General features: G+C 41.4%; 13 protein-coding genes and 2 tRNA genes. 8 read left to right on the top strand and 7 right to left on the bottom strand.

Annotated elements, in window-relative coordinates; all coding sequences use genetic code 11:
- Positions 1–185 precede the first annotated feature (185 nt).
- Positions 186–653 (top strand): hypothetical protein, encoded by a 468-nt coding sequence (locus ACWIB3_RS05180; protein WP_185211489.1) that lies wholly within the window; start codon positions 186–188, stop codon positions 651–653.
- Positions 654–725: 72 nt separating this feature from the next.
- Here the strand turns inward: ACWIB3_RS05180 and ACWIB3_RS05175 are convergent, their stop codons facing one another.
- Entirely contained in the window at positions 726–1,076 is a 351-nt protein-coding gene (locus ACWIB3_RS05175; protein WP_454291066.1) for a DUF4870 domain-containing protein, read from the bottom strand.
- Positions 1,077–1,459: 383 nt separating this feature from the next.
- Between ACWIB3_RS05175 and secDF the strand changes: the two genes are divergently transcribed.
- From secDF to ACWIB3_RS05155, 4 genes are all read left to right on the top strand, one after another.
- Positions 1,460–4,483: a protein translocase subunit SecDF gene (gene secDF, locus ACWIB3_RS05170; RefSeq protein ID WP_313258836.1), complete on the top strand. Its 3,024-nt coding sequence runs from the start codon at positions 1,460–1,462 to the stop codon at positions 4,481–4,483.
- A 174-nt stretch (positions 4,484–4,657) separates the two neighbouring features.
- On the top strand, positions 4,658–5,287 hold the full coding sequence (locus ACWIB3_RS05165; protein WP_313258839.1) for a peroxiredoxin family protein: 630 nt from the start codon (positions 4,658–4,660) through the stop codon (positions 5,285–5,287).
- A complete protein-coding gene (gap, locus tag ACWIB3_RS05160; RefSeq protein WP_454291065.1) occupies positions 5,287–6,285 on the top strand; it encodes a type I glyceraldehyde-3-phosphate dehydrogenase in 999 nt (332 codons plus the stop codon). The genes ACWIB3_RS05165 and gap overlap by 1 nt, the downstream gene beginning before the upstream one ends.
- Entirely contained in the window at positions 6,282–6,719 is a 438-nt protein-coding gene (locus ACWIB3_RS05155; protein WP_454291064.1) for a GNAT family N-acetyltransferase, read from the top strand. The genes gap and ACWIB3_RS05155 overlap by 4 nt, the downstream gene beginning before the upstream one ends.
- A gap of 4 nt (positions 6,720–6,723) precedes the next feature.
- Here ACWIB3_RS05155 and ACWIB3_RS05150 read toward each other — a convergent pair whose 3' ends face one another.
- From ACWIB3_RS05150 to ACWIB3_RS05130, 5 genes are all read right to left on the bottom strand, one after another.
- Positions 6,724–7,494, bottom strand: a complete 771-nt coding sequence (locus tag ACWIB3_RS05150) for a TIGR02757 family protein (protein WP_313258845.1) — start codon at positions 7,492–7,494, stop codon at positions 6,724–6,726.
- A 574-nt stretch (positions 7,495–8,068) separates the two neighbouring features.
- Positions 8,069–9,067, bottom strand: a complete 999-nt coding sequence (obgE, locus tag ACWIB3_RS05145) for a GTPase ObgE (protein WP_454291063.1) — start codon at positions 9,065–9,067, stop codon at positions 8,069–8,071.
- A 26-nt stretch (positions 9,068–9,093) separates the two neighbouring features.
- Positions 9,094–9,663, bottom strand: coding sequence for an adenylate kinase (locus ACWIB3_RS05140; protein ID WP_185211480.1), 570 nt, complete (start codon positions 9,661–9,663; stop codon positions 9,094–9,096).
- A gap of 72 nt (positions 9,664–9,735) precedes the next feature.
- A tRNA-Arg gene (locus ACWIB3_RS05135) sits at positions 9,736–9,809 on the bottom strand.
- Between the two features lie 192 nt (positions 9,810–10,001).
- Positions 10,002–10,075, bottom strand: a tRNA-Arg gene (locus ACWIB3_RS05130).
- Positions 10,076–10,213: 138 nt separating this feature from the next.
- Between ACWIB3_RS05130 and ACWIB3_RS05125 the strand changes: the two genes are divergently transcribed.
- Positions 10,214–11,041 carry an alpha/beta fold hydrolase gene (locus ACWIB3_RS05125; protein ID WP_313258848.1) on the top strand — a complete coding sequence of 276 codons (828 nt, stop codon included), beginning with the start codon at positions 10,214–10,216 and terminating at the stop codon, positions 11,039–11,041.
- Here the strand turns inward: ACWIB3_RS05125 and ACWIB3_RS05120 are convergent.
- A complete protein-coding gene (locus tag ACWIB3_RS05120) occupies positions 11,038–11,907 on the bottom strand; it encodes a patatin-like phospholipase family protein (protein WP_454291062.1) in 870 nt (289 codons plus the stop codon). The two genes, ACWIB3_RS05125 and ACWIB3_RS05120, sit on opposite strands and share 4 nt — an antisense overlap.
- Positions 11,908–12,026: 119 nt before the next feature.
- On the opposite strand from ACWIB3_RS05120, the gene ACWIB3_RS05115 reads away from it, so the two are divergent.
- The gene (locus ACWIB3_RS05115; RefSeq protein WP_454291061.1) at positions 12,027–12,629 is read left to right on the top strand and encodes a TetR/AcrR family transcriptional regulator; all 603 of its coding nucleotides are present in this window, start codon (positions 12,027–12,029) and stop codon (positions 12,627–12,629) included.
- Between the two features lie 29 nt (positions 12,630–12,658).
- Positions 12,659–13,291 (top strand): nitroreductase family protein, encoded by a 633-nt coding sequence (locus ACWIB3_RS05110; RefSeq protein WP_313190482.1) that lies wholly within the window; start codon positions 12,659–12,661, stop codon positions 13,289–13,291.
- Positions 13,292–13,316 lie beyond the last annotated feature (25 nt).

Below are 13,316 nucleotides of genomic sequence, written 5' to 3'. Positions count from 1 at the left end.
TTTGCGAGGCAAATTTACGAAAATTTATAAAATAATAAAACTCTAAATAACTATTTACATAAAATCGACATTAAGGTACAACTACCGGAAAACAGGTAATTGAGCAATTAGTTAAAGGAATGTTAAATTTTTGGCAAGCTAATTGCTATTCATGTATAAATTAAAGTTTAATTAACACAATATTTATGAAAAAGACATTACTATCATTAGCAGCTGCAGCTGCATTAGTTTTTGGTTTTAACGAAGCAAAAGCTCAGACTCCTTATAAAACAGCAATCGGTTTAGCTATTGACTTAGGTGATGGCGCAACTTTGTTTGGCCCACAGATCAAACATTCATTCGGTGGAAACAATGCTGGTAACGCGCAAGTTTTATTCGGTGATAACTTCACCGCAGTTGGAGCTGACTACTCTTACAACCAACAATTCGCTGGTACAAACGGTTTAGGATGGTATGTAGGTGTTGGTCCTCAGTTAGGTTTCGGTGGTGATGAGACTTGGTTTGCTGTACGTCCAGCTGCTGGTCTTGAGTACAAAATCCCTGCTGCTCCTTTAGCATTACATTTTGACTGGAAACCTTGGTGGAACCTTTCTCACAGCTCAAACTTCGAAGCTGCTCGTTTTAGCTTAGGATTTAAATTCACTTTGAAATAAGCTGAATTAAAATGTATAAAAAAGGCTTTTCGGATACCGAAAAGCCTTTTTTAATGGATCAAATCCTAGACACTAAAAACCCTTGAACCATTCCTGGAACATAGGCCCAACCACTGGAACTGCATTTTCCTTCCCATTGATAGCGCCGATCAATCCGATTACCCAAAAGATAAACAGTACGATAAAGACTAGATAAGCAACAATCACTCCTACCCCTGGTATATAGTGCAAGACACCTGCAACCAGGCCCAGGATAAACAAACCTAGGTTTTGGCGAATATGGAACTTGACAAAGGGATCGTTCTTGTCCCTGTTCATCAAAAATGCCACTAACAAACCAATCCAAGTCAAGTAGGATACGACACCTAATGTCTTATTGTCCTGAATCCTTTCCTCATTCATTTTCAAATCATTTCTGTTCATATTGTTTCTGTTTATTTAATTAATAGTCCGTAAAAAGCCAATGTTCATCGATCAGAGTTGCAAACTTATCGAAATGGACCAAAGGAAAACATCCCTGAATTCAGGGCATTTTAGGGTAATTGAATAAGGAATTGATCGGAAGAATGTGGAAAAGAATGCTTGGCTATCGCCAAAAAGTTTAACCCAATAATAACACAGAAAATTAGGAATTTGACGATTCCATTCTAATTGAAAATGAAGACAATATTTAATAACAACTTTTTCCGTATTAAGTTTGATATACTATTTTCATTATATAATTTTTTTATACCTTTGCGAATCTTGGTAAAATATTATTAAGCTTAAAAAAAACATAAAAAACCATAATTTATTACGATTAGACAATGAGTAAAGGGCTGATTAAATTTTTGGTGATAGTGGTTTCCTTAGCGTGCCTCTACTCCTTATCATTCACTTTTGTAACTAGAAAAGTTGAGAAAGACGCAGCGGAATACGCCAAAGGCGACATGGCTAAAGAAAAAGCCTACCTAGATTCCATTGCTGGTGAGGAAGTATATAATATAGGTATCGCTAAATTCACTTATCGCGAAGCAAAATCCAATGAAATTGCACTAGGCTTGGACCTAAAAGGTGGTATGAACGTTACAATGGAAATTTCATTGAACGAATTGATCGCCAATTTAGCAGACAATCCTAAGGATGCAAACTTCAACAAAGCATTAGAAAATGCAGTGAAAAAAAGTAAAACGACCAACACTTCGTTGATTGATTTATTTTTAAATGAATATAAAGCGACCGGTGCAAGCACGCCGATTGCTTCTTTCTTTGCTACAAAAGATAACTCCGCTGTAATCTCTGGTAACAGCTCTGAATCGGATGTCCGTAATTTCTTGGACAAAGAAGCTGACAACGCTATCCAAAACTCCTATAAAGTTTTGCGTACGCGGATCGATAAATTCGGTGTAGCTTCTCCAAACATCCAAATCCAACAAGGAACCAACCGTATCTTGATCGAATTGCCTGGTGTAAACGATGAAGAACGTGTTCGTAAGCTTTTACAAGGTTCTGCGAAGTTGGAATTCTACGAAACTTACCAAAACCCACAAGTATATTCTTTATTAGAAAATGTGAACAGAACATTGGCAACGACCTTGAAAGCTGATAAACCAGCTGCAAACGTTGCTTCTGATTCTACTGCTGCTACTACAGCTGCAGACAGCACTAAGAAAGAAGATAACTTATTGGCAAAATTAGGGGCTAACCAAAAGTCTTCTGACTCTGCAAAAGCTGACTCTTCAGCACAACCTAATGCAGCTGCTCTAGCAGACAATCCTCTATTTGCTGTATTATCTCCTTCTACCTTCAGCCAAAACGGCCAACAACAATTGGCACCTGGTGCTGTGGTAGGATATGCTAACTTGAAAGACACTGCTAAAGTAAATGCTTTGCTTGCTCGTCCAGAGGTAAAATCGATTATCCCTGGTAACTTGAAATTGTTATGGGCTGTAAAACCTGAAAACAATGCAAAGGATTTCCTTTCGTTATATGCGATCAAAACTACTGGTGCTGAAAACGGTCCTGTAATGACGGGCGAGGTTATTACCGATGCTCGTGACGGATTCGACCAACAAAACAGCCCTATCGTTTCTATGGAAATGAACGCTGATGGTGCTCGTCAATGGAAACGTGTAACTGCCCAAGCGGCACAAAACAGAGACGCTATCGCTATCGTATTGGATGGTGTCGTGTATTCTGCTCCTGGAGTAAACGAAGAAATCCCTAACGGTAATTCTCAAATCTCAGGTAACTTCACTATTGAAGACACCAAAGACTTAGCTAACGTATTGAAAGCTGGTAGGCTTCCAACAACTGCTAAGATCGTTGAAGAAGCTATCGTAGGTCCTTCATTAGGTCAAGTGGCGATTGATTCAGGTGTAAACTCAGCAGTTATCGGTATCATCGTTGTTATGGCGTTCATGATCGCTTATTACAACCGTGCAGGTATTGCTGCAAATATTGCTGTAATCTTCAATGTATTCTTCTTAATGGGAGTTCTTGCTTCCTTGAATGCTGTACTGACCCTACCTGGTATCGCAGGTATCGTTTTGACGATGGGTACCGCGGTGGATGCAAACGTACTGATCTATGAGCGTATGCGTGAGGAACAGGCTTTGGGTAAATCACCTCGTCAGATTGTTGCCGATGGTTATAAACATGCCATGCCTTCGATCCTTGACTCGCAGATTACGACATTCTTGGTAGGTTTGATCCTATTCTTTACAGGTTCTGGTCCTATCCAAGGTTTTGCAACAACGTTAATGATCGGTATTATTACCTCTTTGTTCACAGCGATCTTCATCACTCGTTTGATTTTCGAATACATGTTGAGCAAAGACATGAAAATCACTTTGTCATTCCCTTGGTCAAACCATACCTTGAAAAATGCAAACTTCCAATTCATCAAGAAAAGAAAAATTGCATACGGAATTTCAGTTATTGCGGTGATCCTATCATTTGCTGCCATCATGGTCAAAGGTTTCTCTTATGGAGTAGACTTCCAAGGTGGTCGTACGTATACCGTTCGTTATGATCAAAACGTTGCTCCTGAAGTTATTCGTGAGAACCTAGACAATATCTTTGGTACTACAACAGAGGTTAAGACTTTCGGTAGTGAAAACCAAATGCGTATCACGACTTCTTATCATATTGAAGAAACAAGTGATGAAGCTGACAAGGAAGTATTAAGTAAATTGAATGAAGGTCTTTCGAAAATTCAAGGAAACAAATACGAAATCCTATCTCAACAAAAAGTAGGACCAACCATTGCTAGTGACATCCGCGACCGTGCTATCTATGCGTCAATCTTATCGATTATCGTAATTGCAGCATATATCTTGATTCGTTTCCACAAATGGCAATATTCAGCTGGTGCAGCGATTGCAACAGTTCACGATGCGATCATCCTATTGGGGCTATTCTCGATCTTAGATGGTATCGTACCGTTCTCATTGGATATTGACCAACACTTCGTTGCAGCGATCCTAACCGTATTAGGTTACTCGGTGAACGACACGGTGGTTGTATTTGACCGTCTACGTGAATACTTGAAGAAACCAAATGCACACCATGAGGACATGGGTACTACCATCAACAAAGCGATCAACTCCACATTAAGCCGTACCGTAATTACATCATTGACTGTAATCTTCGTGTTAGCTGTATTGTTCGTCTTTGGTGGCGAGGTTATCCGTGGTTTCTCATTCGCTATCCTTGTGGGTATCGTAGTAGCTACTTACTCTTCTATCTTCTTGGCAGCTCCTGCTATTTATGACCTAAGTGCTGGTAAACACTTAGCAGACTCTGCAAAAGAAAAAGACAAAAAACAAGCTAAAGTAGTAACTCCATAATACTTGGAATCTACCTGAAAAATAGAAGGCCCTGAACATTCAGGGCCTTTTTTTATGCAATCTTAAATCCTTCGGTCAGAATAGGCCATTTATTATGTCAAAATAATGTTTATTCTAGGATCGCAGCCGGCATACTCTATATTTTTTATTAGTTTTGAATCTTAAACACAAGACATGAGAAATAAATTAATCCTATCCTCTCTTTGCCTTTCTTTAGGTGTATTAGCTGTGGGATGCAATAACCAACCGCAGAAAACAGAAAATACGGAAGCACATGATGAACATGCCGGCCATGACCATGCTGCCCATGACCACTCTGCTCACGAGCATACGGCACAATCAAGCAACCCTGCTCCTGCTGCTCCCCAAACAACAAAAGCTGCAGCTTTGAGTATCCCTGAGTTCAATTTTTATAAAGTAAAATCTGGGATCTCTTTTACCAAGGCTGACCTGCCTGCTGGAAAGAATACCGTATTCGTACTGTTCGATCCAGGATGTAGCCACTGTCAAAATGAAACCAAAGGTTTAGCTAAAAATTACGATAAGATCAAGGACATCAATGTGATCTATGTGTCCATGAATGACCCTGCTCTGATGGCGCAGTTCTTCACAACCTTCGGAAAAGAACTTGACGGAAAACCAAATGTTCAGATGCTGTGGGATAGAAACCAAGAGTTTGTTCAAAAGTTCCATATCCCGAATATGTTCCCTGCCAATTATGTTTATGGTCCAGACGGCCAATTGAAAACTTATTGGGAAGGTGAAAAAAACATCAATGAAGTAATCGCTGAATTTAACAAATAATGAGAATTGCCATCAATGGTTTTGGCCGTATTGGCCGCCATACCCTCAGAAATCTACTGAGCAGAAACCTCGACCAGATGGAGGTTGTTGCCATTAATGACCTTGCAGATGCAAAGACATTGGCACATTTATTCAAATACGATTCGGTCCATGGACCATTGAATCGAACGGTAGATTTTGATGGAAATCATTTGATCATTGATGGCAGATCCATCCTGATATTAAACCAGAAAAATCCAGGGGACCTGCCTTGGAAAGATCTGGATATTGACGTGGTCGTGGAATCCACAGGCTTCTTCGTCAAGGCAGAATTGGCAGCAAAACATCTGGATGCTGGAGCAAAACAGGTGGTCATGTCTGCCCCTTCCCCTGACAAAGAGATCCCGACCGTAGTATTAGGCATCAACGATAAGGATTTTGATTGGAACAGCCCAATCTTCTCCAATGCATCCTGTACGACCAACAATGTCGCGCCACTGATCAAGATCTTGGATGAAAACTGGGAAATAGTGGATGGCTATATCACAACGGTACATTCCATGACCGGCGATCAAAATCTACATGATGCACCCCATCGTGACCTCCGAAGGTCAAGGGCGGCATCTGCATCCATCATACCGACAACTACCGGAGCTGCAAAAGCCATCACCAATGTCTTCAAACATCTGGATGGCAAACTTGGAGGCGCCGGAATCAGGGTACCTGTCCTAAATGGCTCTCTAACGGACTTCACCTGCAACCTGGCAAAAAAAACAACGGTGGAAGAAATCAACCAAAAATTTAAGGAAGCTGCAGAAGGTGAATTAAAGGATGTACTATACTATACCGAAGACCCCATCGTATCCGTGGATATCATCAATAATCCCTATTCATGCGTCTTTGATTCGGAACTGACCAGTATTGTGGGAGGCTTGGTCAAAGTTGTAGGCTGGTATGACAATGAGTTTGGTTATTCCAATAGATTGGTCGATATCCTACAGAAACTGGCAAGCCGATGATCCGATTTATCAAAGTAGAAGATACTTTGCCGTTAAGAAGCGCTGTATTGCAAAAAGGCAAGGCTCTGGAGCTTTGTGTCAACCCCGAAGATTTAAGGCCAGACAGCTTCCACTTAGGGCTGTATGACGATGAAAACCAACTACAATGTGTTCTGACCGTTCACAGAACCAACAATCCCAAGCTTCCACATGAAGGGTACCGTTTGCGGGGAATGGCAACTGCCCCCGAAGCCAGAAGAAAAGGCTATGCAAAAGAATTATTAGGAGCAGCAATCGACCATATCAAATCCCAGTTACATGGAGATTATCTATGGTGCATTGCCCGAGAAATAGCATACCCTTTTTATTTGGATATGGGCTTTGAATTTATTTCTGATGAATTCGAATATAAGGATGCGGGTAAACACAAGGAAATGTATATCCCCTTTTACTAAGTGCCTATAACTCCCCAGCAACTCCCAGTCCAAACAGAGCAAAATCATATTTAACAGGATCCTTGGGATCCAAGGTCCGCAGATTCTCGGTCAGTTCCAAGGCTGTTTTCCAATTTACCTTATCCGATTGGATCAACCCGAACTTCCGGCCTACCCTTTCCACATGCACATCGCAAGGACAGATCAGATCTTTGGCATCAATCCTGTTCCAGATCCCGAAATCCACGCCCTTATCATCTTTCCTTACCATCCAGCGCAGAAACATATTCAAACGCTTGCAACTTGATTTCTGCATTGGCGAACTCACATGCTTCCGGGTCCTTTCCGGAAAATCCGCCAAAGAGAAAAAATAGGATTTGAAACCATTTAAGGATTGCTCCACAGTAAACTCCTCTCCTTCCTCAATCTGCAAAAAGGCATCTTCCAAGCTGTCGAAATGCTGGTAATGGTAATGGAAAAAACTGATGAAGTAAAGGAGATCGGTATCATTGAAGGTCCTATGTTTGAAACCTAACATATTTTTCAGATCATGCCCCTGATGGTTCAGCATAAAATCATAGGGACTGCCATCCATACGTTGGATAAGCTCATTACATTTATTGATAATGGTTTTCCGTTGTCCCCAAGCCAATATGCTCGCAAAGAACCCCATGATTTCAATATCCTGCTTTAATGAAAATTGATGCGGAATACTGATGGGGTCATTAGGAATAAAATTCGGTTGGTTGAATTCCTCCACTTTACGGTCCAAAAATTCCTTTAATGATAAATCCATTGTTGCGAAAATAAGGAAAAAAGACAGGAGTTTTGAGGGAGAGTTTGAACCAGGATTGAAGGGATGGGAGGATGGACCAAGATTTGGGCATGAACCAGGATTCAATGGATGGGAGGATGGACCAAGATCAAAATTCCCGTATATGTTCGGCATATTTGATAGGAGCGTATCGCTTACAGCCACTTTATGATTCGATGGGGATGACAGCAGGTATTTGGACATTTACTTACAGATTCTTCACTTTTCGTTCAGAATTGGAAATGTGCTAAAGAGCATTCTGAGAAACGCGAAGAATCTATACGGTTCTCCTCCCACCGACCCTGTCATCCTTGACCGAAGGTCAAGGAACTGTACGCCAATCGCAGCTATAACCGAGGGCTAAGAAACTGTATGTGACAAAATAAATGATGGAATTATTATTGGAAGTTTGGATTGTTCCGAGATGTTTCGTTCCTCAACACGACAGAAAAAATAAAGATTTCCAGCGGAATGTCTGCCATAATCTTGGTCTATCCTCGAATCTCTTGAATCCTGGTTCAAAAAAAAGCCATCTTTCGATGGCTTTCATATATCATTAAGAATTGATTTCTTTCCAGATCATGTCCTTCAGTTGCTGGATATTTTTTCCGGTAACGGAAGAAATAAATAGGTAAGGAATTCCTTTCGGTACTTGAAGGGCCATTTCCTTTTCCAGTTCTTCATCCAGCATATCAGATTTACTGATTGCCAAAAGCTTTGGCTTATCCAATAATTCCGGATTATAGGCGGTCAATTCATTCAATAGGATCTCGTATTCTTCAGCGATGCTACGGTCAGTATCTGCAGGCACCAAGAAAAGCAGTACCGAATTTCTTTCGATATGTCTCAGGAAACGGTGTCCTAAGCCTTTACCTTCAGATGCCCCTTCGATAATTCCGGGGATATCGGCCATTACAAATGACTTCCCATCACGGTAACTTACGATCCCTAGATTTGGCACCAAGGTCGTAAAGGGGTAATCTGCAATTTCAGGTTTTGCTGCCGATACCACAGATAGTAAGGTCGATTTACCCGCATTTGGGAAACCCACCAAACCAACATCTGCCAATACCTTCAATTCCAAGATCATCCACTCCTCTTTACCCGGTAATCCCGGTTGAGCGAACCTTGGTGTTTGAACGGTAGAGGATTTAAAGTGCCAGTTACCCAGTCCACCTTTTCCTCCTGCTGTCAAAATCTTGGTTTCTCCATCTTCGGTGATTTCGAATAGGACCTCTCCAGTTTCGGCATTCTTGGCAACGGTACCCAGCGGCACCTCCAGGATTTCATCCTTTCCGTTTGCACCGGTACGCAAAGCACTTCCCCCAGATTCACCGGGTTCAGCAATAATATGTTTTCTGAATTTCAGGTGCAATAAAGTCCAGTGCTGATGCGACCCTTTCAGGATAATATGTCCACCGCGACCACCATCACCACCGTCAGGTCCCCCTTTTGCCGTGTGTTTATCACGGTGCAAATGGGCTGATCCGGCACCTCCGTGTCCAGAACGGCAACATACTTTTACATAATCAACAAAATTTGACCCCTGAGCCATATCTCTCCCTATTCAGAATATTTTTATTAATAATTATCGATAACGTTTGAAAGGTCGGCAAAAATCGTTTCGATTTCACCGATACCGTTCACTTTTGTCAACTTACCTTGATTTTCGTAGTAAGGCAACACATGAATGGTCTTTCCGAAGTATTCTTCGATACGTTTTTTCAATTTGTCAGCTGCATCATCCGCACGTCCTGAAATCTCCTGACGCTTAGCGATACGCTGGGTAAGTTCATTTTCATCCACATCCAATGCAATCACTCCAGTGATCGACGTATTGTTCGCTTCCAAAAATTTATCCAATGCCTCTGCTTGAGCTACTGTACGTGGGAATCCATCAAAAATAAACCCTTTAGCTTCAGGATTGTTTTTCAACTCCTCTTCCAACATAGAAATTGTAATCGAGTCAGGAACCAAATTACCATCAGCAATGATCTGACTCACTTCTTTGCCCAGTGGAGTCTGATTTTTGATGTGCCCTCTGAACATATCTCCAGTAGAAATATGGTGCAAGGCATATTTATCGATCAATTTAGCCGATTGGGTCCCCTTACCTGCCCCCGGAGGTCCGAATAAAACTAGGTTTAGCATAATGTGTTGTTATTTTTTTAGATGTAAAAAAACAAAAGCCTAATCCCGTATAAGAATTAGGCTCTTTCCAAGTGCGCTCAAAGGGAGTCGAACCCCTAACCTTCTGATCCGTAGTCAGATGCTCTATCCAATTAAGCTATGAGCGCGGCAACCAATACTATACGACTGACGCCCTTTCTGTTTTGGTGATGCAAATATAAGGAAATAATATCCTCAGCAAAATTTTTTTTCACATTTAAAACCAATTCCTTTCAGCCTCAATGACTTATTTTTCCCCTTTTCGCTACGGGAATTCAATTTTTAAAGGAAGATGTTATGGCTGTGTTTATAAAAGAAAGTGCGCTCAAAGGGAGTCGAACCCCTAACCTTCTGATCCGTAGTCAGATGCTCTATCCAATTAAGCTATGAGCGCATTCTTTAAAGGACAAATTGTCCTTTGAGGTGGCGCAAATATCGGGACTTTTTTAGATTTTCCAAATCCTTTTTCCCTTTTTTGATCATTTTCAAACTATATTTTGCTTATCGTGTTGATATTTATATATTTAAAATTATGGCGGAACGTATAATTAAAAGCAACAAGATCCGGATTGGAGATATCAGTATCTCCTATTATATCAAAAAGGCCAGCGAACAACCTGAAAAAACGATCATTTTCCTACATGGTTTTCCCTTCAATAAAAAAATGTGGCGAGATCAGCTCGAAAGTTTAGAAGATAACATTACTGGTATTGCAGTCGATATTCGCGGACATGGAAATACAACTAAAGGTCATGGATTTTTTTCCATCGATGTATTTGCTAAAGACCTCGGCGTATTCATGCGCAAACTTGAAATTGACAAAGCTGTCCTCTGTGGGGTATCCATGGGAGGCTATATAGCCCTAAGGGCCTATGAATTGTATCCAGATCGGATTTCTGGACTGATCCTCTCCGATACGCACAGCAAACCCGATGAAAATGCAGGTAAACAGAAGCGTTTTGATGCCATACAGGCAGTATTGCAATATGGTCGCAGACCTTATGCCATTGGATTTATTGCCAACCTGTTCTCGAAAAAAAGCATTGATTCCAATCCCGATGCCATCGAATTGATCAAGAGCAGTATCCGGAGGAACAGCATCGAATCCATCTGTGCAACCTTGCTGGCACTGGCAGCCCGAACGGACACTACGGAAGTCCTTCCAAAGATCAATGTTCCCACTTTAGTGGTTCGCGGAAAAGAAGACAAGATCACCCCCGCCAATCTCATGGAAGAACTGTCAAAAGGAATCAAGGGTTCAAAATATATTGAAATGGAAGATTGCGGGCACCTTCCAAACCTGGAACATCCTGAGGAGTTTAATCTCCACATGAATAAATTATTGCTAGAGGTCGATTAAACGACCTCTTTTTCTTTCTCTTTTTCTTTAGGAGTTTTGTTGTTTTTCTTGGTCTCCTTCTTTTTTATCGGTACATCAGGAACCACTTTGTCCGTTAGCTCCTTCCCTTTCTCGATCATAAAAGATGCTTTGTCATAGTCCCAAATCCCTGCGATATTATGGGGAATATTGATCACGTAATCGGGCTTGTACAGTTCAACCGATAGTTGGCTCAATCGTCTACGCATCATAAAATAGGACTCCTGAAGCATGGATATGGCATTCAGTCCTTTTGCACCATTGTATGGCCCATATTCAGCATCCGGTTTGCCATCGAGATTGACCGCAATAATGATGTTCCTTCGCTTCCTCCTGACGTAATTGATGGGCAATGGATTGATGACCCCTCCATCCACCAGGTTCCAGTCCTCGCTTTCTATACTGGTAAAAACAGCTGGAATGGCAATGGAAGCCCGAATAGCTTTGTAAACGCTCCCTTTATCAAACACAACTTCTTTTTCGCTTACCATATCGGTCGCGATGGCCCGAAATGGAATATCCATATCCTCGATGTTCTTATCCGGGAAGATTTCTTTCAGGGATTCAAAGACCCTCTCGCCTTTGAGCAGCCCAAACTTTGGATTGGTAAAATCCATCAGTTTAAAGACCTGCCTTCGGGTAATGGACCGCATCCATTCTTCCAGTTTCCCCATTTTCCCTTCGACATAGGCCGCTCCAATCAAAGAACCGATCGAACATCCTACCACCTCATCAATTTCATATCCTTTCTCCTCTAAACTACGAATTACCCCAATTTGAACCAGTCCACGAGCTCCGCCGCTGCCTAAGACCAATGATACCTTGCGTTTACTTTTTAAGAAGTTCATCCTTAAAGTTAGAATTTATTTCTCGAAGCTCATTGTCATTTTGATGTATGTTTTTAATAGATGTTTGCAACATATAAATATCATTGTTACTTTTGCTAACACTGTTAACTAAATACAGCATGGGACTTACAGAAAGAAAACTCAGACAACAGCAAGAACTTAAGGAACAGATCATCGTCTGCTCCCGAGAAATCGTCGAAAAAGAAGGTTGGGCGTCGCTTTCCATTCGAAAGATTGCAGATGCCATCGAGTATTCTGTCCCTGTGATCTACAAGCATTTTGAAAACAAGGAGGCTATTTCTGCTTATTTCGTAAAGGAAGGATTTATCCAATTACTGGATTCCATCAATCAGGAGATAGACCCTCAAGAAAACATCGCAACAAAGATCAAACAGCTTTCGGTTGGATATTGGTTGTTCGCCGCAAAATACCCCAAACATTATGAGATCATGTTTGGCCTGGGAATCCCAACCTGCGAAAAAACCAACGAATCGGAAGAGATAAAAAGGGTATCTAACCTGATGTTATCCCTGATCGATGAAGCGATCAAGGCCAGCGGAAAGAAGGACCTTGACCGATACCTCAAACTGAAGACCCTTTGGTCTATCCTGCATGGCATTGTCGCCATGGACTTGCTAGACCTGAGCAGCAAGGAAAACATCTGTCCATCGGCTGTCCTTGCGGACGCCATTGATGGCTATATCAAATCCATATTGATTTAACGTAAAATACTATCATAAATTTCAAGAGAATGAGCTTACTACAAGATTTACAATGGAGATACGCTACTAAAAAAATGACAGGAGCGGCTGTAGAACAAGAGAAAATTGATTACATAACCGAGGCTGCTAGGCTTGCCCCCACTTCTTCTGGCCTACACCCTTTCAAGGTAATCGAAATCAGCAACCAAGAGATCAAAGAACAGATTCTCCCTTTAGCATATAACCAATCGCAGATCGTTGACTCTTCACACCTGTTGATCTTTGCGGCATACGATGAATACACCCAAGAGCGCGTGGATTCAGTGTTCTTACAACAGGAGCAAGAACGCGGATTGCCTGCTGGCTTCGCAAATGACTATAAGAATAACTTGATGACCAGGTTCAATAGTCAGACGAAAGACCAGCATTTTGAACACGCTGCACGCCAGGCCTACATTGGTTTTGGTATCGCGATTGCCGCTGCTGCTGAACAACGTGTTGATGCCACTCCGATGGAAGGTTTTAACAGTCAAGCCCTGGACCAATTCCTAGGACTTAATGAATTAGGTTTACGTTCTGTAACCATCTTGGCTTTAGGTCACCGCGACGAATCAAACGATTGGTTGGTAAACTTGAAGAAAGTGAGGATTACCAAAGAGAACTTCGTGATCAGCAAAAACTAAAAGTTCATCCAACATATTTGAAGAG

The sequence above is a fragment of the Sphingobacterium sp. NPDC055431 genome, from assembly GCF_053644255.1.
This window is presented reverse-complemented; position numbering and strand designations above follow the sequence as displayed.